The sequence below is a fragment of the Streptomyces sp. NPDC059564 genome, assembly GCF_042735575.1.
Taxonomy (GTDB): Bacteria; Actinomycetota; Actinomycetes; order Streptomycetales; family Streptomycetaceae; genus Streptomyces.
Genome location: NZ_JBHWBP010000055.1, coordinates 15266 through 34616, shown reverse-complemented (window position 1 = coordinate 34616; position 19351 = coordinate 15266). Strand labels below are relative to the sequence as shown.

16 protein-coding genes are annotated in these 19351 nt (G+C 74.3%); 5 read left to right on the top strand and 11 right to left on the bottom strand.

Translation table 11 applies throughout. From position 1 onward, the window contains the following. From ACFV0Q_RS13130 to ACFV0Q_RS13115, 4 genes are all read left to right on the top strand, one after another. Positions 1-676: diacylglycerol/lipid kinase family protein (locus tag ACFV0Q_RS13130; protein WP_385004553.1), on the top strand; the 676-nt coding region annotated here is incomplete at its 5' end. A gap of 159 nt (positions 677-835) precedes the next feature. Next, entirely contained in the window at positions 836-2500 is a 1665-nt protein-coding gene (ettA, locus tag ACFV0Q_RS13125; protein ID WP_385004551.1) for an energy-dependent translational throttle protein EttA, read from the top strand. Positions 2501-2509: 9 nt separating this feature from the next. Beyond that, positions 2510-2965, top strand: a complete 456-nt coding sequence (locus tag ACFV0Q_RS13120) for an acyl-CoA thioesterase (protein WP_385004549.1) — start codon at positions 2510-2512, stop codon at positions 2963-2965. After that, positions 2962-3690: a hypothetical protein gene (locus ACFV0Q_RS13115; protein ID WP_385004547.1), complete on the top strand. Its 729-nt coding sequence runs from the start codon at positions 2962-2964 to the stop codon at positions 3688-3690. The genes ACFV0Q_RS13120 and ACFV0Q_RS13115 overlap by 4 nt, the downstream gene beginning before the upstream one ends. Before the next feature lie 37 nt (positions 3691-3727). Here the strand turns inward: ACFV0Q_RS13115 and ACFV0Q_RS13110 are convergent, their stop codons facing one another. Continuing rightward, positions 3728-4132, bottom strand: coding sequence for a globin (locus ACFV0Q_RS13110; protein ID WP_385004545.1), 405 nt, complete (start codon positions 4130-4132; stop codon positions 3728-3730). Positions 4133-4242: 110 nt separating this feature from the next. On the opposite strand from ACFV0Q_RS13110, the gene ACFV0Q_RS13105 reads away from it, so the two are divergent. Continuing rightward, positions 4243-5304 (top strand): methyltransferase domain-containing protein, encoded by a 1062-nt coding sequence (locus ACFV0Q_RS13105; protein WP_385004543.1) that lies wholly within the window; start codon positions 4243-4245, stop codon positions 5302-5304. On the opposite strand, the gene ACFV0Q_RS13100 is transcribed toward ACFV0Q_RS13105, so the two are convergent. From ACFV0Q_RS13100 to ACFV0Q_RS13055, 10 genes are all read right to left on the bottom strand, one after another. Further along, positions 5301-6329, bottom strand: a complete 1029-nt coding sequence (locus ACFV0Q_RS13100) for an FHA domain-containing protein (RefSeq protein ID WP_385004541.1) — start codon at positions 6327-6329, stop codon at positions 5301-5303. The genes ACFV0Q_RS13105 and ACFV0Q_RS13100 overlap by 4 nt on opposite strands. A 61-nt stretch (positions 6330-6390) precedes the next feature. After that, the gene (locus ACFV0Q_RS13095; protein ID WP_385004539.1) at positions 6391-7710 is read right to left on the bottom strand and encodes a VWA domain-containing protein; all 1320 of its coding nucleotides are present in this window, start codon (positions 7708-7710) and stop codon (positions 6391-6393) included. Between the two features lie 36 nt (positions 7711-7746). After that, the gene (locus ACFV0Q_RS13090) at positions 7747-9432 is read right to left on the bottom strand and encodes a protein phosphatase 2C domain-containing protein (RefSeq protein ID WP_385004537.1); all 1686 of its coding nucleotides are present in this window, start codon (positions 9430-9432) and stop codon (positions 7747-7749) included. A 3-nt stretch (positions 9433-9435) separates the two neighbouring features. Next, a complete protein-coding gene (locus ACFV0Q_RS13085) occupies positions 9436-12288 on the bottom strand; it encodes a tetratricopeptide repeat protein (RefSeq protein WP_385004557.1) in 2853 nt (950 codons plus the stop codon). Between the two features lie 5 nt (positions 12289-12293). Further along, a complete protein-coding gene (locus tag ACFV0Q_RS13080) occupies positions 12294-13568 on the bottom strand; it encodes a hypothetical protein (RefSeq protein WP_385004535.1) in 1275 nt (424 codons plus the stop codon). Between the two features lie 56 nt (positions 13569-13624). Beyond that, on the bottom strand, positions 13625-14617 hold the full coding sequence (locus ACFV0Q_RS13075) for a glutamate ABC transporter substrate-binding protein (protein WP_385004534.1): 993 nt from the start codon (positions 14615-14617) through the stop codon (positions 13625-13627). A gap of 5 nt (positions 14618-14622) precedes the next feature. After that, positions 14623-16011, bottom strand: a complete 1389-nt coding sequence (locus tag ACFV0Q_RS13070) for a hypothetical protein (protein ID WP_385004532.1) — start codon at positions 16009-16011, stop codon at positions 14623-14625. A 180-nt stretch (positions 16012-16191) separates the two neighbouring features. Beyond that, positions 16192-17193, bottom strand: a complete 1002-nt coding sequence (locus ACFV0Q_RS13065; RefSeq protein WP_385004530.1) for an N-acetylglucosamine kinase — start codon at positions 17191-17193, stop codon at positions 16192-16194. Continuing rightward, positions 17184-18449: a 6-phospho-beta-glucosidase gene (locus ACFV0Q_RS13060; RefSeq protein WP_385004528.1), complete on the bottom strand. Its 1266-nt coding sequence runs from the start codon at positions 18447-18449 to the stop codon at positions 17184-17186. Before ACFV0Q_RS13060 ends, ACFV0Q_RS13065 begins: the two co-directional genes overlap by 10 nt. A 5-nt stretch (positions 18450-18454) precedes the next feature. Next, positions 18455-19351, bottom strand: coding sequence for a carbohydrate ABC transporter permease (locus ACFV0Q_RS13055; RefSeq protein ID WP_385004555.1), 897 nt, complete (start codon positions 19349-19351; stop codon positions 18455-18457).

The window sequence follows — 19351 nt, the reverse complement described above, 5'->3', positions numbered from 1 at the left end:
GAGACAGTCCCTGGCCTGGGCCCCCGCCGCGGCCCCCGGCCCCGCCGCGGCCACCGGCCCCGCCGCGGCCCCCGGCCCCGCCGCGGCCCCCGGCCCCGCCGCGGCCCCCGACCCGGCCCCGGCCCCCGCCGCGGGTTCCGGTTCCGGGGCGGCTGGGGAGTCCGGTTCGGCGGGGCGGGGGGAGGCCGGGTACTTCCTGAACACCTTCAGCATCGGGGCCTATCCCGAGTTGCTGCGGCACCGGCTGTCGTGGGCGCCGCGGATCGGGGGCGGGCCCGCCGCGGTGCTGGCGGCCTGGCGGGTGCTGCGCGCCGAGCGGCCCGTACGCCTGACCCTGGCCGGCCGGCCCCGCAGCGTGTGGCTCCTCTTCGCAGGCAACGGCACCTACCAGGGCTCCGGCCCCACCCCCCGCCGCCGCGACGGCCTCGGCGAAGGCCTGCTCGACCTGCGGCTCGTCCACGGCGGCGGCCGCCCCGGCCCCCGCCTCCTCGCCGCCGCCCTGACCGGCCCCCTGACCCGCTCCCCGGTCCACGTGGCGACCCGGATGCGCAGCCTGCGCATCGGCGACATCCCGGAAGGCACCCCGCTCGCCTACGACGGCGAGTACGCGCACGCCCCCGCCGCACTCGTCCTCGAAGGCCTCCCCGGGGCCCTCACCGTCTACCGCCCCCGCTGACCACCCCACCGACCGGCCCCAACCGCGTTCCGTCCCAGCTCACGGGCCCTCCGCCCGCCCCGGCGCCCCGGGCGGAGCCCATACGCGTTTCCCCCGAGGGATGGACGTACGGCAAGATGGGGTGTATCTGCCCACCATCGATCTGCCGGACGGTTTCTCTTGGCTGAGTTCATCTACACCATGCGCAAGACGCGCAAGGCGCACGGCGACAAGGTGATTCTTGACGACGTCTTCCTGAACTTCCTGCCCGGCGCGAAGATCGGTGTGGTCGGCCCCAACGGCGCCGGTAAGTCCACCGTTCTGAAGATCATGGCGGGTCTGGAGCACCCCTCCAACGGCGAGGCCTACCTCTCGCCCGGCTACTCCGTCGGCATCCTCATGCAGGAGCCCAAGCTCGACGAGTCCAAGACGGTCCTCGAGAACGTCGAGGACGGCGTCGCGGAGATCAAGGGCAAGCTCAACCGGTTCAACGCGATCGCCGAGGAAATGGCGACGAACTACACCGACGAGCTGATGGAGGAGATGGGCAAGCTCCAGGACGACCTGGACCACGCCAACGCGTGGGACCTCGACGCCCAGCTGGAGCAGGCCATGGACGCGCTGGGCTGCCCGCCCGGCGAGTGGCCGGTCACCACCCTCTCCGGTGGCGAGAAGCGCCGCGTGGCCCTCTGCAAGCTGCTGCTGGAGGCCCCCGACCTGCTGCTCCTCGACGAGCCCACCAACCACCTCGACGCCGAGTCCGTGAACTGGCTGGAGCAGCACCTGGCCCAGTACAAGGGTGCCGTCGTGGCCGTGACCCACGACCGGTACTTCCTGGACAACGTCGCCGAGTGGATCCTCGAGCTCGACCGCGGCCGCGCCCACCCCTACGAGGGCAACTACTCCACCTACCTGGAGAAGAAGGCCGAGCGCCTCAAGGTCGAGGGCAAGAAGGACGAGAAGCGCGCCAAGCGCCTCAAGGAAGAGCTGGAGTGGGTCCGCTCCAACGCCAAGGGCCGCCAGGCCAAGTCCAAGGCCCGTCTCGCTCGCTACGAGGAGATGGCGGCCGAGGCCGACAAGATGCGCAAGCTCGACTTCGAGGAGATCCAGATCCCGCCGGGCCCGCGTCTGGGCTCGATCGTGGTCGAGGTCAACAACCTCTCCAAGGCGTTCGGTGACAAGGTCCTCATCGACGACCTGTCCTTCACGCTGCCGCGCAACGGCATCGTCGGCATCATCGGCCCGAACGGCGCCGGCAAGACCACGCTCTTCAAGATGATCCAGGGCCTGGAGACGCCGGACTCCGGCGAGATCAAGGTCGGCGAGACCGTCAAGATCTCGTACGTGGACCAGGGCCGCGCCAACATCGACCCCAAGAAGTCCCTCTGGGCGGTCGTGTCGGACGAGCTGGACTACATCAACGTCGGCCAGGTCGAGATGCCGTCCCGCGCGTACGTCAGCGCCTTCGGCTTCAAGGGCCCGGACCAGCAGAAGGCCGCCGGCGTGCTCTCCGGCGGTGAGCGCAACCGCCTGAACCTGGCGCTCACCCTCAAGCAGGGCGGCAACCTGCTGCTCCTCGACGAGCCCACCAACGACCTCGACGTCGAGACCCTGGGCTCGCTCGAGAACGCGCTGCTGGAGTTCCCCGGTGCGGCCGTGGTCGTCTCCCACGACCGCTGGTTCCTGGACCGCGTCGCCACGCACATCCTGGCGTACGAGGGCGAATCCAAGTGGTTCTGGTTCGAGGGCAACTTCGAGTCGTACGAGAAGAACAAGGTCGAGCGGCTCGGCCCGGACGCCACACGCCCGCACCGCGCCACCTACAAGAAGCTCACCCGAGGCTAGGCCGAGACCATGGCCAGACACCACTACCGGTGCCCCCTCCGCTGGGCGGACATGGATGCCTTCGGGCACGTCAACAACGTCGTCTTCCTCCGCTACCTGGAGGAGGCGCGCATCGACTTCATGTTCCGCCTGGCGCCCGGGGAGGGCAGCGAGTCCTTCACGGGCGGCTCCGTCGTCGCCCGCCACGAGATCGACTACAAGCTGCCCCTCGTGCACCGGCACGAGCCGGTGCTGATCGAGTCCTGGGTGACCCGGATAGGCGCCGCGTCCCTGACCATCCGCTACGAGGTCAAGGACGAGGCCACCGAGGACGCGCCCGAGACGGTCTACGTCCGGGCCGAGACGGTGGTCGTGCCCTACAACCTCGCCGAGGGGCGGCCCCGCCGCATCACGGCCGAGGAGCGGCACTTCCTGGAGAAGTACCTCGACACGCCGCAAGCGGCCGAAGGGCGCCTCGCGGCATGAACGAGCAGGTGCACTTCGCCGACTCCGGGGAGGCGGCGGTCCTCGCCGCCTTCCTGGGCCGGCTGGTGCACTACGACCGCGCCGCCGCCGTCCGCCTCCAGGCGCGGGCGGGCGGCGGCGCGCTCGCCGTCTTCGGGCGGCCGCCGTCCTTCGACGTCCTGGCCATCCGCACGGCACGGCTCGCCACGCCCCTCGCGACTCCGCTGGACGTGACGGTGTCCGCCGGCGAGCTCCTCGAAGCGGTCGACGAGAGCGGCGCCGGGGTGACCGTCCCCGGGCCGGTCACCGGCCCGCCCTGGGCCGGGGTGCTGCCGCCGCGCGGCGGCTGGCGGCCCGTGGCGGGACTTCCCGCCCCCGAGGCGGTACGGGCGGCCGTGGCCGCCGCGGTCGCCGAGTTCCGGGCCCGCGACGAGGCCCTGCCCCCGCAGCACCGCACCCGCTCCGAGCGGGACCGCATCGGCCGCGAGATCTGGTCGCGCACGCTGGGCGACACCGAACTTCCGCTGCGCGCCGTGCACGCCGCGCAGTCCCTGGGTTGCCTGCGGCCCGTACGGACCCCCGTGCCGGCCGCGACGGCCGCGACCCCCGGTCCGGCCGGGCCCGGCGCCCCCGCACCGGTGGCGCTGTTCGCCTCCGGCGGCTGGCTCCGGCTGAGTACCCCGTACGGCTCCGTGGCCACCCGTCGCCCCGGCGGACTGGGCGCCCTCCAGGTACGGCCGGTCTGAGCCGGACCGCTGAACCCCTGCACCCGCCCCTGCGGCGCTAGCCCGCCGTGTTGATCATCGAGGCGGCCGCGTAGGTCAGGTAGCGCCACAGCTGCGCCTCGTGCGCCGGCGCCAGGCCCAGCTCGTCCACGGCGACCCGCATGTGCTTCAGCCACGCGTCGTGGGCGGCCGCGTCCACCTGGAACGGGGCGTGCCGCATCCGCAGGCGCGGGTGGCCGCGGTTGTCGCTGTACGTCGTCGGGCCGCCCCAGTACTGCATCAGGAACAGCGCGAACCGCTCCTCGGCGGGCCCGAGGTCCTCCTCCGGATACATCGGACGCAGCAGCGGGTCTCCGGCGACCCCCTGGTAGAAGCGGTGGACCAGACGGCGGAAGGTCTCCTCGCCGCCCACCTGCTCGTAGAAGGTCGTCTCCTGGACGGTGCTCTGCGGATCGTCATTCACCCGACCATCGTCTCAGACGCCCGGACGGAGGACCCCGGTCCTAGGACCCGCCTTCCGCCGCCGACGGCCGCGCGGTCGCCCGCGGGGGCCGCCCGCAGGACAGTGGAGACATGGGCAAGGGCGGCACGGGCGCGCACGCGCCACGCACTCCCCGCGATCCCCGCACTCCACGCACCGCCCCGGACGGGACGGCGCCGGAGCCACGGGACCTGCGGGAGATCGCGCACGCCGCGCAGGTGCTCGAGCTCACCGCGGCCGGCGTGCTGGAGGACCCGGCCTGGCGGGCGGCCTTCGCGGCCGTGCCCCGGCACCTGTTCGTGCCGTACTTCTGGACCGGCCGTGGAGCGGGGCACGAGCGGCTGTGGGGCGAGGACGCGGACCCCGTCCGGCGGGCCCGCTGGCTGCGCGGCGTGTACACGGACGCCCCGCTCGCGACCCGGCTGCGCGACGGCGAGCTGGTCTCCTCCAGCAGCCAGCCCTCCCTGATGGCGAAGATGCTGGAGTGCCTGGAGGTGCGCGACGGGGACAACGTGCTGGAGATCGGCGCCGGGACCGGCTACAACGCGGCGCTCCTGTGCCACCGCCTCGGCGATGACCACGTCACCACGGTGGACCTGGAAGAGGAGATCACCGAGTCGGCGCGGTCCCATCTGGCGCTGCTCGGCTACCGGCCGACGGTGGTCACGGGGGACGGGGCGCGCGGCTGCCCTGCCCGCGCCCCCTTCGACCGGATCCTGGTGACCTGCACCCTGCCGCTGATCCCGCACGCCTGGCTCGCCCAGTGCCGGCCGGGGGCCCGGATCCTGGCCCCGCTGTCGACCGGGCTGATCGCGCTCACCGTCCGGGACGCCGATTTCGCGGAGGGCCGTTTCCTGCACACCTCCGCCTACTTCGTCCCGCTGCGCGGCGGCGCTGCCTCGGCGTCGCCCGCCGGGACGACGGGGCCGCTGCACGAGGTCCCGTACGACCTGGTGGAGAACGAGCGCTTCCAGTTCCTGCTGATCCTGACGGCGGGCGTGCTGCACCCGCGTGAGGCGCTGGACCTGTGGCGCCGCGAGGGCCGGCCGCCGCGCGAGCGGTTCGGCGTCACGGTCACCGCCGAGGGGCAGTGGTCCTGGCTCGACGATCCCCAGGGGCCCTACGTGTGGCCCCTGGGGGAGGGCGGGAGCTAGCCGCGGCGGACGGTGATGGTGGTCCAGGCCCCCACGTGGACCCGGTCGCCGTCGGCGAGCGGGACCGGGACGTACGGCTGGATCGGTTCCTCGCCGCCGTTGATGGTGGTGCCGTTGGTGGAGTTCTGGTCGACGACCGCCCAGCTGAGGTCGGGCTGCTGGACGAGCACGGCGTGCTGGTGGGAGACGCCCGGGTCCTCCGGCGGCACGGAGAGGTCGACGTCCGGGGACTCGCCCGTCGAGGCGCGGCGGCGGCCGATGGTGATCTGGCCGCCGGAGAGCGGAAGGTGCTGCTCCGGGGAGTACGCGGGCAGATTGAGCGCGGCCGCCTCGGGGCCGCTGCGCTGCATCATCGCCATGAAGTACGAGCGGTCGGGGCCGATCGTCGCCGTCCAGGAGGCGGTGGTGTTCTGGGGCGGGAAGGGCGGCTGCGGCTGGACCGGCGGCGGCTGCACCGGCTGCTGCGGCTGCTGGTACTCGTGCTGCGGCGGAGGCTGCTGCTGGTAGTGCGGCTGCTGGTACTCCTGCTCCACGGGCTGCGGCTGCGCCGGCTGCTGCCGCTCGTGGGAGGGCGGCGGCAGCAGCCAGTCGTCCTCGCGCTGGAGCGGCTCGGCCGGGCGGTTGACCCGGGAGGGCCGGGAGCCCTGGTACTCGAAGTGGTCCTGGGAGAACACCGGCTGGGGCGGAGCCGGCGGCGGGGGCGGCGGAGGCGGAGGCGGCACGGTGCCCGCGCCCGCGCCCGCTCCCGTACCGGAGTCCGGGGGGTTCGACGGCGCGTACGACGAGGTCGCGCTGCGCGTCAGGAAGTTGTAGCGGCACTCCTCGCAGAAGGGCGCCATCGCCTCGCGCGGGGTGCGGCACTGCGGGCACAGCTCGGCCTGGGCGGTCGGCTCACCGGCGCTGGGAGGGTAGCCGTAGCCGTAGGAGGGCGCCGCGGGGGAGCCCGTAGGGGCAGCCATGCGGTGGCCGCAGACCTCGCACCAGTCGTCGGAGGCGGACTGGTGCCCGTTCGGGCAGGTCGGCATCGCGGCGCTTCCCCCTTCTCCCTGCGTCATGCGTCAGGTTGGTCTAGGTTGCTCTTCGGGTTCAGGTCTTCTTCACTCGGACGGTCTGCGTCGAACGCGTTTCAAGGGTCATCTCGTCGGCATCGGCGACCTTCGCTTTCAGCCGCACAGTACCCGCGACCGCGTCCACGACGTCCACCACCTTGGCCAGAAGTCTCGCAGTGTCGGCGTTCCCGGAGGCGCTCGCCAGCTGCACGGCACGGCCCAGTTTCGCCGTGGCGCCGTCGACATCACCCAGTTTGCGGGCTTCCAGGCCCTGTTGGATAGCCTGCGCGAGCTCCGCCTGTCCCGTGTAGTGCGCCACCTGCGGGCTGATGGCGGTCGAGGCGGCCAGATCGGCGGTCCACACGGCCCGCACCAGCCCCTGGGCGAGCGGCGGCTGCGGCTCCCCCGACGGGCCGGGCAGGACGAGCGAGGCCCGGGCGGCCAGCATCTCCTGGCCGACGGACGCACCCGGCACCCGGACGCACACGTGGTACTCGCGGGACTCGTCGCCCCACGACCCGGTCGGGTAGTCCCCGGCCCGGGGACCCGCCTCGGCGCGGCGGCCGGTGAGGTCCTGGAGGGCGGGCGAGACCTGCTTGACGTACTGGACCTCCGCCCCGACCGGGGTCCACAGCCGCAGCGCCACGTCCGCGACCTCCTTGCCCATGACGTTCTCCATCATGCGCGTGAAGTCCTCGGCGAGGTGGGCCGGATCGGCGACGATGTCGGCGGAGCCGAGCAGCGCGCTCGCGATGCCGGTGACCTCCTTCACCTCCCAGTCGGTGCCCACCCCGCGGGCGTCGCAGGTGAAGCGGCCGGCGCAGGCGTCGAGGGTGGCGCGCAGCACGGCCGGCTCCTCGTGCTCGTTGCGGCCGTCGGTGAGGAGGATGCCGTGCCGGATGGTGGCCGACGAGCCGCGCAGCAGGCCGTCGGCGAGGCGCAGCCAGGTGCCGATGGCGGTGCCGCCGCCCGCGGCGAGCGCGCGCAGGGCCTCCTTGGCCTGGGCGCGGGTGGCCGGGTCGGCGGTGGCGAGGCGGCCCTGGCCGGGGTAGACCTCCTTCGCCACGTGGGTACCGGCGATCACCGCGAAGGCGGTCCCGTCGCGGAGGGTGTCGATCGCGGCGGCGGTGGCCTCGCGGGCGCCGCGCATCTTGTCGGGCGGGTACTCCATGGAGCCGGAGCAGTCGACCATGATCACGACGGCCGCGTCCTGGCCGAGGGCGCGGGTGGCGGTGGCGCCGCCGGTGGAGGTGACCGTCACGATGGCGTGCACGTCCCGCCCGCCCTCGGGAAGGAACTCGTTCTGGTACACCTCCACGCTGAAGCGCGGGGCGCTCGGCTTGGCGAAGTTCGCCATCGGTGGGACTCCTCGGGGCTGGCTGGGGCAGGCGGGTCAGACCTCGGTGTGCGGTTCCGTTTCCGCGCGGGGCGCTGATTCCGCTTCCGCTTCGTGTTCCTGTGCCCGTTCCTGTTCCCGCGCGGCGTCCGGTTCCGCGCTGAAGGGGACGACGGCGACGGTGACGTTGTCGTGCCCGCCCCCGTCGAGGGCGTGCCCGACCAGCACCTGTGCGCTGTGCAGCGGGCGGACCGCGGCGTCCGCGGGGAGGATCCGGGCCATCTCCAGCGCGGACTCGGCGTAGTTCCACAGCCCGTCGGTGCAGACCACGACCACGCCGGGGTGGTCCGGCCGGAAGCTGGCGGTGTGCGGGTCGAGGTCGTAGGCGTCGGCGCCGAGCCATCCGGTGATGGCGTGGGCCCGGACGTCGGCGTACGCCTCGGCCTCGCCCATCAGACCGGCCGCGACCATCTGGGCGGCCCAGGAGTCGTCCTCGGTGAGGCGCCGGGGCAGGGCGGCGCGGTCGTCGGGGACCCAGTAGGCGCGGCTGTCGCCGACCCAGCCGATGGTCAGGACCCCGCCGCTGACGACGGCGCCGACCAGGGTGCAGGCCGGAGCGTTCTGCGCGCCGGGGGTCTCGGGGGCGAGGGCGCTCACGGCGGCGGCCGCCGCGAGGATCGCCTCGTGCATGGCCTCCGTCGGGTGGGCGCCGCGGGGGAGGGCGTCGAGCAGCGCCTCGTTGGCGGCGCCGGCGGCGGCCTCGGAGGCCTCGTCGGGGCGGCTCGCGGAGGAGACGCCGTCGCAGACGATGGCCACGGTGGCGGCGGAGCCGTCGGGCAGGGCGGTGGCCGCCACGGCGAAGGAGTCCTCGTTGCGGTGGTGGCGCAGGCCGCGGTCGCTGACGGCGGCGACGCTGCCGAGCTCCTCCTCCAGGTGGTCGCGCTCGCGGGGCTGCGCGTGGCCGCAGTGCTCGCAGTACCCGTCGGTGTCCACGTGCCCGGCGCGGCAGGCGACGCAGGTCTTCCCGCCGTCGCCCTGCGAGGCGTACGGGTCCTCGGGCGCGGGCGGCGCCTGCGGGGTGTCGCCGTACGGCTCTCCGGGCGGGGGCGGGCCCTGCGGCGTGCCGCTCCCGCCGGGGAGGTCGTGGCGGAGGGGCTCCTGGCCGTACGGGGCCTCGTGCCCGGAGTCGGCGGAGCCCCAGGGGGCACCCGGACCCGGCAGACCGGAGGCGTCCCCGGCCAAGGTCGGCGCGTGCTCGGCCGCGCTCTCCCACCCGGGCGCGGGCACCCCGTAGGGGGCGCTCCCCGCGGGTGCCGGAGCGTGGGCCGGGGCTGCGGGGTAGGCGGCGGGCGCCGCGCCTTCCTGGCCGGGGTGACCGCCGGGCGCGGAACCGGCCGGCGCCGGGTTCGCGGGGGAGTACGCCCCGGCCCCGGTGACGGGGGCGCCGCCGGGCGCGGGGCCGGACGGGGTCGGGTCCGTGGACGTGGGGGAGTACGCCCCGGGTTCGCCGGACGGTGGGACGCCGGGGCCCTGGCCGGGGTGGGTGGTCGTGGACGCCGTCGGGGTCCGGGGCGCGGCGGACGCCTTGGACGGGGGCGTCAAGGAACCGACGGGCAGGGTCGGATCGGGGTCCGGCGGCGGGGGCGGGGAGGACAGGGCGTACCCGCACACGCCGCAGAAACGGTCACCCTCCTCCAGAGGTTCCGCGCAGTTGGGGCAGCCCGACAGCCGATGCATCGACATCACTCACACCCACGTCCGGGGACGGAAACGGTTTGCCCGCTCCACCAGTTCGATCCTCTCCTCGCCCCGCTGCGCCAGCCGAGCGAGGACGCGGTACGAGCGCTCCAGGCCGAAGCGCAGCCCCCGCTCGTCCAGTTGACTGCCGAGCAGCGAGGTCCGGCCGGGGTCGGCACCCCGGCTACCCGACAGTACCCAGTCCAGGGCCGAGCCCAGAACCTCCGTAGCCAGCCGCTCCTGGCGTTCCGGGTCGAGCCCGAACCGCCGCAGCGCCTCCACCTGGTCGGACGCCGCCCCCAGGTCCGCCAGCAGGGCCTCCTGAGGGGACCGGTCGCGCAGGCGTGCCCGTACGGCCGCCACCCGTGCGGCGGTGTAGTGGATCGAGGCCTCCGGCACGGACTCCAGGGTGCGCACCGCCGCCGCCCGGTCCCCGGCGGCCAGCTGCACCCGGGCCAGCCCGAAGGCCGCGCTGACGAACCCGGGGTCGGTGATCCACACGAGCCGGTAGTACTCGGCGGCGTTGTCCAGCTGCCCCAGGACCTCCGCGCACAGCCCGAGGGCCAGCTTCGGCGCGGGCTCGCCGGGGAAGGCGTCGTAGATGGCGTCGAAGGAGAGGGCCGCTATCTCGTCGTCCCCGGTGGCCAGCGAGGCGATCCCGCGCGCCCACACCACCCGCCAGTCGTCCGGATGCCGCGCCTCCAGTTCGGCGAGGGCCTCGCCCGCGAAGGCCGGTTCGCCGAGTTCCAGGCGGGCGCGCAGCTCCCGCAGCCGCAGCTCGGCGGAGTCGGCCGGGGCCGAGCCGAGCGCGGCCAGCAGGTCGGCGGGGGCGGAGGCGAGGAGTCCGGCCAGGAAGCCCGCGTTGGGGTCGGTCGGGTCCACCAGCGGCACCGGCAGGGCCAGCGCCGTGTCGCACGCGTCGAGCGCGGCCAGCCCGGGCGCCGTGGCCGTGGCCGTGGGCGTCGCGGCCGTCGCCGACTTGGCAGCCGTAGCCGTCGTGGCCGTACCAGCCGAAGCCGCCGTAGCCGCCGGAGACGCAGCCGTCGCCGACGGCCCGGGCGCCGTCCCCGGCGCGGCCGAAGCCGCCGGAGCCGCGGCCGAAGCCGCCGTCATCGGGAACGGAGCCACCGGCACCGGAGCCCCGCCCCCACCGCGCTGCCCCGGCACCCCCGCGCCCGCGATGTGCGTGGCGGTGGTCCCGAGCGCGGGCACGCTCGCCGCCCCGCCCGCCACAGGAGCCGGGGCGACGGCGGGACCACCCGTCGGCGCGAGGGCCCGCGGGGCCGCCACCTCCAAAGCCGCCGCCGGGGCACCCCGGCGCGCCCACATCCGCCGCGGGACCTCCCGTACACCCAGCCGGGACACCTCCGCCCCCGCCGCGTCCGCGTACAACCGGGTGTCCGGAACCCGCAGTTCCGGCCCGAACAGGGTCGACGGCTGCGGCCGCGGCCGGCCCGTCTGCAGCGCGACCACCTCCCGCAGTACACCCGTCAGCTGGTCCGCCATCTCCTGGGCGGAGGCGAACCGCCGCCCGGGATCCGGATCGGTCGCCCGTACGAGCAGCCGGTAGAAGGACTCGTACCGGCCGAAGACCTCGATGTGCTCCGGATCCGGCAGCGAATCCACGAACACGTTCGTGTAGCCCTGGAAGTCGAAGGTCAGCACGGCCAGGGTGCGGGCCACCGTGTACAGGTCCGAGGCCACCGAAGGCCCCAGCTCCGCCACCTCCGGCGCCTGGTAGCCCACCGTCCCGTATATCGCCGACTCGTCGTCGTCCATCCGCCGGACCGCGCCCATGTCGATCAGCTTCAGCTGGTCCTGCTGCTGGATCGCGTTGTCGACCTTGAAGTCGCAGTACAGGAGGTTCCTGCTGTGCAGGTGCCCGAGCGCCTCCAGCGCCTCGATCCCGTACGCGCACGCCTGCTCCACCGGCAGCGGATCGCGCCGCCCGTCCGGCCGGCGCCGCTCGTTCGCGATCTCCTTCAGCGATTTGCCGCCCACGTACTCCATGACGATGTACCCGTCGAGCGAACCCGTCCGCTGGTCCAGGTGCTCCACGAAGTTGTAGATCCGCACGATGTTGGAGTGCTCGATCTCCGCCAGGAAGCGCCGCTCGGAGATCGCCGCCTCCATCGCGTCCTGGTCGCCGGTGTCCAGCAGGCCCTTGAGGACCACCCACCGGTTCGACACCGCCCGGTCCACCGCCAGGTAGACCCAGCCGAGGCCGCCGTGCGCGAGGCAGCCCGCCACCTCGTACTGGCCGTGCACCACGTCACCGGCGCGCAGCTTCGGCACGAAGGAGTACGGGTGCCCGCACTTGGTGCAGAACCCTTCCGTCCGGCCCGGCCGGTCGCCCCGCGCGCGGCCCACCGGAGCCCCGCAGTCCGAACGCGAGCAGAACCGCTTGCGCTCGGGCACCTCCGGGTTCGCCAGCACCGCCGCCGAAGGATCCGGACGAGGCACCTCCGGCATGGTGACCAGCCCGGCGCCCAGCCGGCTGCGCCCCGAGGCGGGGGCGGCGGAGCCCGAACTGCGCACCGACACCGAACGGGCGGAGGCCCCCGTGCCCGACAGGGACCGCGACAGCCGCCCCGACACCGAACGGCGCGAGGACGAGGAGCGGGAGGACCGCGAGGAGCGCGCCGACGCCGACGAGCGGCCCGAGCCGCGCGAGCCCGCCGACCCCCGGGAGTCCCCGTGCCGGGCCGCGCTCGTCATCCCCGTCGGCGGCGACACCAGTTCCTCCGCGCCCGCCGCGACCGAGCCGACCGGCGCGAGCCCGCAGGTGTCGCAGTAGACCTCGCCGCCGCCCATGTCCTCGTACGTTCCCGGGCAGCCCGGACGCACGCACGGCGTTCCGATCAGGCTCACGCGTCCTCCTCCCCCGGCCCCACGGGCCGGTGGTCCTCGGGCAGGGGCTGCCTCGGCACCAGTGTCTCGGCCGTCGCCCGCTGGTAGCGCAGGACGGCCAGTTCGGCGGCCCGCAGGTCGCAGGGCGCACTCCACAGCATCCGCCGGGCCGTGTCGTAGCGCTCGATCAGCAGCGGATCCTCCGCCATGCCGTGCCGGGCCACCTTCGCCTTGTACGCGTCCAGCCGGCCGCGCAGTTCCGCCCGTACCGCCAAGGGCGCCGTCACCGCCGTCAACGATTCGCGGGCCCGCCGGAGTTCCTCCTCGGCCCGGTCCTCCAGCGCGTCCAGCAACGGGGACAGCCGGTGCCACTGGGACCGCCGCCGGTACTCGGCCGCCGCCGCCAGCTGCTCCTGCAGGGCCGTCGGCGGTCCGCTGACCGCCGGGACCTCCGACGCCGCGATCTTCGCCAGCACCTCGCCGCGCGCCGTCCGCGCCTCCGCCAGCGTCCGGTCGGCCCGCGAGAGCACGTCCCGCAGGGCGATCAGCCGCGCCTCCGCGTCCTGCCGTACCGTCAGCACCGCCTCGACCTCACGGCGTACGTCGTCCAGCGCGCGCGCCGCCCGGTCGTAGCGGCCGGTGTCCGGACGGCCCCCGCCCGGGGCGGAACTCCCCGCGACCGCGACCCAGAAGCCCAGCGGATCGGCGATCACCTCCTCCCGCAGCGCGGCCAGCTCGGCGGTGATCTCCTCCAGGTCGTCCCCCGACGGGTGCTCGCCCGGCCTCACCCCCACCGAACGCGCCAGGGCGCGCGTGCGGTGCAGCTCGGCACCGAGCAGGTCGATCCGGGCCGGCAGCGCCGACCACACCGCGTCGGCGGCGACCACCACGTCCAGGGAGCCCGCGTACAGCTCGTTCATCCGGGCCACCAGCTCGGCCAGCGAGAACCGCTCCGCGAGCGCGGCGCCCTCCACCCCGGCGCCGGCGATCACCACCCCGGGACCGCGCAGCCGCTCGGTCAGCTCGGCCAGGTCCTCCCGGGACGGCCAGCGGCGCCGCTCACGGATCTCCCGGGCGGCGGCCAGCGCCCCGCTGTAGGCGTCGAAGCACGTCCACAGCCGGGTGATCGCCGCGTCGGCGGCGGCCCACCGCTCCTTGGTCACCCCGCTCAGCGCCGCGCCCTCCAGCAGCCGGCGCCCGGCGTGGTCCTGGAGCGCGAGCAGCGAGGTCTCCACGGCCTCGTGCTCCGCGCCCAGCCGCGCCAGCGCGCGGTCGACGTCGTCCCGGTCCATCACCGCCGGAACCGCCCCCGGATGACTCGCGTACGGCTTCGAATCCGACACAGGCCTCAGCCGTTCCGGTACTTGGGGGCGGGTGGCAGGGCGGGGCTCGGCAGGACGCCTTCGAAATGCTTCCGGTACGAGGTGACCCAGGGGCTCTGCTCGCCGCCCGCGCGGTAGTTCTCCAGGACCTTGTTCACCCGGCGCACCAGGTCGCCGGCGTCCTTGTTCATGGCCACCCCGTAGAACTCGCGGGTGAACGGCGCCCCGACCAGCTGCACCGAGGGGTCCTGCGCCGCCTGGCCGGCGGCGAGGGCGTTGTCGGTGATGATCCCGTCGACCTCGCCCAGCTGGAGCCGCACCAGGCAGTCCAGCTGGTTGGGCACCGACACGGACACCGAACCGTACGACTTGGACTTGAGCGCCGCCTCCGCCGTGGAACCGGCGGCCGTGCAGATCCGGCGGCCCTCCAGCGAGGCGTCGTAGCCGGTGATGCGCGAGCCCTTGGGGGCCAGCACCTGCTGCCCGGCCTCGAAGTAGGCGGTGGAGAACGCGACGTCCTCCAGCCGCTTGCAGTTGATCGTCATCGTCCGCACGACGATGTCGACGCGGCCCTCCTGGAGCGCCGGAATGCGCTGACTGGTCGGGATGGCCCGGTAGATGACCAGGTCCTCCTTGCCCAGTATGTCCTTGGCTATGGCCTTGACCAGGTCGATGTCGAAGCCGTCGAGGTGGCCGTCGGGATTGCGGTAGCCCCACTTGAAGCTGTTCTGGTCCACGCCCGCCACGAGCTTGCCCGCCTTGCGGATCCGCTCGATCGTCGGCCCGTCCAGACCGGACGGGGCCAGGCTCGCCTCCGGGTCCTGGCAGGTGTCGGCGGGCGCGAAGGGGGCCGCCGCCATCGACGCGGGCTCCTGGACCGCCGTACGGTGCCCCGCGCCCGGCGAGGTTCCGGCCAGCGGCAGCAGCACCGCGGCCGCCGTCACCGCACAGGCGGCCGCCATCGCGCTCACGCCGCCCCAGCCGCGCAGCCGGCCCGTCCCTGTCCGCCGTATCCGCATCGATTTCACCTGTACTCCGAAAGCCTGCGACCGATGCCGAGGAGAGCCCCGGCCGCGCCGACGACCGCCAGCGCCGCCGAGCCCGTCGTCAGCCCGCCCAGCGCGCCGAGCCCGTCCCGGGCGGCCCGGGTGAACTGATTCTGCTCGTGCGCCACGGCCCGTTCCAGAGAGGCGTCCACCGTGTCGAACGAGGCCCCGCTGCTGTCCTTGTGCCGTTCGTCGCCGATGACCTGGGGCAGCGCCTGCTCGTAGTCGCCCTTGTTGTCCGACTCCCGGGCCGCCGCGTGCCGCTGCTTCCACTGCGCCACACCGGCCACGGCCTTCGCGACGGGATCCCGGCCGCTCTCGTCGTCGGCCAGCCGCAGCGCCCGCGCCAGCCCCTCGTCGAGCTGCTTCATGTTCCTCGCGTAGTCCACGTCGTACTTGTCGGACTTCTTGTCCTCGGCCAGTACGGCGCCCCGCGCGATCAGCGTCAGGTTCTCGTTGGCCCGGGCCTGGAGCGAGGCGATCCGCGCGTCGTTGAGCACCTTCAGCGACTCCTGCCCGTCCGCCCGGGCCTCGCCCAGCCCCGCCCGGGCGACCGAGTGGCCCACCGTCAGCCACAGCAGCACCACGGCCGCGGCGGCCGTCGCCGCCAGCAGCCCGTGGTTGAACACCCGGTGCGTACGCAGGTAGTCGCGCCGCTGCGCCCACACCAGGGCGGCCAGGGCCAGCAGCCCCGCGGCCGTGGCGGCCAGGGGCCAGGAGCGGGCCTCGTCGTAGTCCGTGTAGAGCCGGCCGGTCTCCGCCTCGTACAGGCGCTGGGCGGCGGGCAGCAGCACCGTGCTCATCTGCTCGTTGGCGTAGCGCAGGTACGCGCCGCCCAGCGGCAGGCCCTGCCGGTTGGTCGCGCGGGCCTGCTCGATGAGGCCCGTGTAGCGGGGCAGTTGCTCGCCGAGGAGGGCGATCTCCTTGCGGGACTCGCCGCCCGCCCCGGTGTTGGCCGCCGCGCTGACCAGCAGCCGGGAGGCGTTCGCGATGTCCTTCTCGTAGCGCTGGCGCACCTCGCGGGGCTCCTGGGCGCCCGCCAGGAAACCGCTGGAGGAGGCCGTGTCGGCATCCGCGAGGGAGCGGTAGATGCTCGCCGCGTCCGCGCTCAGCGGCTGGCTGCGGCCCACCACGTCGTCCGCGGCGGTGACCCGGCCGGAGACCTCGAACACCGCCACGGCGCCGAACAGCACCACCAGGGCGGCGAGCACCGCCCCGATGATCCGCAGCCGGCCCGGCTCGGTCACGGCCGCGGCGCGCAGCCGCTCCACGCCCTCGGCCCAGGCGGTGCTCCGCTCCGGATCCGGCCCGGCGGGCGCGCCGGAGACACCGCTCCCGGGCGCGGACGCGCGTGTCGTGATGGCCACCGTGACCTCCCCCTCGGTCCCTCTGCTCCGCAGCAGTATGGCCGTAGTGCCGCCCGACCACAGCACCCGGAGCCCGATCTTGGGCGATCCTCTCCCCCCGCCCCCTCCCCACGTCCCCTTCACCGTCAATACGCCGCCCCCGCCCCCACGGTTCCCGATCCGGCTCCGCTCAGCGGAGGTTCATCCGAAATGGGCGCGGAGTTTGGCGTGGGCCTCCGGGGGTGCGCAGGTGGCGTCCAGGCCCAGGAGGCCGGCGCCGAGGACCGGGGGGGTCGTCACCACCGAGAGGCGGGCCCGCGGGGCGCGGGCGGCCAGGAGTTCCGCGATCCGGTCGTTCAGCTGCGGGTGGCGGGCCGCGAGGACGCTGCCGCCCAGCAGGACCGGTACCTCCTCGTCCAGCAGCCCCAGCCGGCCCAGCGCCACCGAGGCCAGCGCCACCACCTCCGTGGCCTGCCGCTCCACGATCGCCGCCGCCACCGGGTCGCCCCCGGCGGCCACCGCGAACAGCACCGGCACCAGTTCGTGCACGCGCCGCCGGGCCACCGGGCCCAGGTGCAGCGCCTCGATCAGCGCGGCCATCGAAGCCAGCCCGAAGTGCCCGGGCAGGGCCCGCGCCAGCAGGGTGGGGCCGCCGCGCCCGTCCTCGGCCCGGGCCGCCCACCACAGGGCCTCCTCCGCGAGGCCGACCCCGCCGCCCCAGTCGCCCGAGATCGCCCCGAGCGCCGGGAAGCGGGCGGTGCGCCCGTCGGGCAGCATGCCGACGCAGTTGATCCCCGCCCCGCACACCACCGCGACCCCGCGCGGCAGACCGGACCCCGACAGCCCCGCCCGCAGGATCGCGAAGGTGTCGTTGCGCACCTCGGTCGCCGCCCCCCAGCCGCGCGCGCCGACCGCGTCGGCGAGCTGCCGCTCCTCCACGGGGAGGTCGGCATTGGCCAGGCACGCCGAGACGCGGGCCGCGTACGGGGTGCCGGGCCGCAGCCCGGCGGCCTCGGCGGCCTCCGCGACGGCCAGCCCGAGCACGTCCACGGCCGCCTCGACGCCGACCCGGGGCGGCTGGAAGCCCCCGGAGCGCCCGGTGCCGAGGACGGTGCCGTCGGCGCCGATGAGGGCCACGTCCGTCTTGCTGTTGCCCGCGTCGATGGCGAGGACGGCTGCCGCCGCGGGGCCGTTCACGCCCATGGCAGGTGCTCCTTGTTGTGCGCGAGCAGCCGGTCGGTCAGCCCCTCGGCGACCTCGAACCGGCCGACCAGCGGGTGCGCGAGGAGCGCCCGGAAGACCCGCTCGCGCCCGCCGCGCAGCGCGGCATCCAGCGCGAGGTCCTCGTACGCGGTGACGTGCGAGACGAGCCCGGCGTACAGGGGGTCCAGCCGGGGCACGGGCAGCGCGAGGGGGCCGGCGCCGTCGACGCGGGCCTGGACCTCGATGACGGCGTCGTCGGGGAGGAAGGGCAGGGTCCCGTCGTTGCGGGTGTTGACCACCTGTACGGACGGCCCGCCGTCGCCCAGCAGGGCTCCGGCGAGGTCCACGGCCGCCTCCGAGTAGAAGGCCCCGCCCCGCTTGGCGAGCAGCGCGGGCTTCTCGTCGAGCGCGGGATCGGCGTACAGGGCGAGGAGTTCCTTCTCCATCGCGGCGACCTCGGCGGCCCGGGAGGGCTTCTCGCCGAGCTCGCGGACCACCTCGTCGTGGGCGTAGAAGTAGCGCAGGTAGTACGAGGGCACGACGCCGAGCCGGTCCAGGACGGGGCGCGGCAGGCGCAGGTCGGCGGCGATGGCCCCGCCGTGTTCGGCCAGCAGGGCCGGCAGCACGTCGGCGCCGTCCGGGCCGCCGAGGCGTACGCCGGTCTCCCAGGTCAGGTGGTTGAGGCCGACGTGGTCGAGGTGGACCTCGGCGGGGGTGACGCCGAGCAGCGCGGCGAACTTGCGCTGGAAGCCGATGGCGACGTTGCACAGGCCGACCGCCTTGTGCCCGGCCTGGAGCAGGGCCCGGGTGACGATCCCGACGGGGTTGGTGAAGTCGATGATCCAGGCGTCGGGGGCGGCCCGGCGGACGCGTTCGGCGATGTCGAGGACGACGGGGACGGTGCGCAGGGCCTTGGCCAGCCCGCCGGCGCCGGTGGTCTCCTGGCCGACGCAGCCGCACTCCAGCGGCCAGGTCTCGTCCTGGAGCCGGGCGGCCTGCCCGCCGACGCGCAGCTGGAGCAGGACGGCGTCGGCGCCGGCGACCCCGGAGTCCAGGTCGGAGGTGGTGGTGATCCGGCCGGGGTGGCCCTGCCGGGCGAAGATCCGCCGGGCGAGGGCGCCGATCAGCTCCAGCCGTTCGGTGGCGGGGTCGATGAGCACCAGTTCGGTGAGGGGCAGGGTGTCGCGCAGCCGTGCGAAGCCGTCGATCAGTTCGGGCGTGTAGGTGGAACCGCCGCCCACCACTGCGAGTTTCATCGGGCCTAGCCTTTCACTCCGGTCAGGGTGACGCCTTCGACGAACGCCTTCTGGGCGAAGAAGAAGAGGACGATCACCGGTGCCATGACGAGCACGGTCGCCGCCATGGTGAGGTTCCAGTTGGTGTGGTGCGCGCCCTTGAAGGACTCCAGCCCGTAGCTGAGGGTCCAGGCGGCCGGGTTGTCGGAGGCGTAGATCTGCGGGCCGAAGTAGTCGTTCCAGGCGGCGAAGAACTGGAAGAGCGCGACGGCGGCGATGCCGGGTTTGGCCATCGGCAGGACCACGCGCAGCAGGGTCCGCAGTTCGCCGCAGCCGTCGACCCTGGCGGCGTCGAGGTACTCGTCGGGGATGGTGAGCAGGAACTGGCGCAGCAGGAAGATGGAGAAGGCGTCGCCGAAGGCCATGGGGATGATCAGCGGCCACAGGGTGCCGGAGAGGTCCAGTTGTTTGGCCCAGAAGAGGTACATGGGGATGACGACCACCTGCGGCGGCAGCATCATCATGGCGATCACCAGGAGCAGCGACAGTCGCCGTCCGCGGAAGCGGAACTTGGCGAGGGCGTAGGCGACGGGCACCGAGGAGACGACGGTCAGCAGGGTGCCGAGGCCCGCGTACAGCAGGGTGTTGCGCCACCAGGTCAGGAAGCCGGGGGTGTTCCAGACCTTGGCGTAGTTGTCCCATTCCCAGGTGCGCGGCCACAGGTCGCGGGTCAGCGCCTGCTGGTCGCTCATCAGGGAGGTGAGGAAGAGGAAGACGAACGGGAGGACGAAGAACAGGGCGGCGGCGACTCCGAGGGAGTGCACGGCGATCCAGTGGAGGACGGCCGTACGGGTGTGCTGCCGGGCGGGGGGCGCCTCGGCGGCGCGCGTGCGCGTCACGGGGGCCTTCTGGGTCAGGGCCAT

Coding starts and splice junctions, on each gene's coding strand:
- ACFV0Q_RS13120 (WP_385004549.1), top strand. CDS start 2,510: ATGGCCAGACACCACTACCGGTGCCCCCTCCGCTGGGCGGACATGGAT.
- ACFV0Q_RS13115 (WP_385004547.1), top strand. CDS start 2,962: ATGAACGAGCAGGTGCACTTCGCCGACTCCGGGGAGGCGGCGGTCCTC.
- ACFV0Q_RS13105 (WP_385004543.1), top strand. CDS start 4,243: ATGGGCAAGGGCGGCACGGGCGCGCACGCGCCACGCACTCCCCGCGAT.
- ACFV0Q_RS13100 (WP_385004541.1), bottom strand. CDS start 6,329: ATGCCGACCTGCCCGAACGGGCACCAGTCCGCCTCCGACGACTGGTGC.
- ACFV0Q_RS13095 (WP_385004539.1), bottom strand. CDS start 7,710: ATGGCGAACTTCGCCAAGCCGAGCGCCCCGCGCTTCAGCGTGGAGGTG.
- ACFV0Q_RS13090 (WP_385004537.1), bottom strand. CDS start 9,432: ATGTCGATGCATCGGCTGTCGGGCTGCCCCAACTGCGCGGAACCTCTG.
- ACFV0Q_RS13080 (WP_385004535.1), bottom strand. CDS start 13,568: ATGGACCGGGACGACGTCGACCGCGCGCTGGCGCGGCTGGGCGCGGAG.
- ACFV0Q_RS13075 (WP_385004534.1), bottom strand. CDS start 14,617: ATGCGGATACGGCGGACAGGGACGGGCCGGCTGCGCGGCTGGGGCGGC.
- ACFV0Q_RS13065 (WP_385004530.1), bottom strand. CDS start 17,193: ATGGGCGTGAACGGCCCCGCGGCGGCAGCCGTCCTCGCCATCGACGCG.
- ACFV0Q_RS13060 (WP_385004528.1), bottom strand. CDS start 18,449: ATGAAACTCGCAGTGGTGGGCGGCGGTTCCACCTACACGCCCGAACTG.
- ACFV0Q_RS13055 (WP_385004555.1), bottom strand. CDS start 19,351: ATGGCCCTGACCCAGAAGGCCCCCGTGACGCGCACGCGCGCCGCCGAG.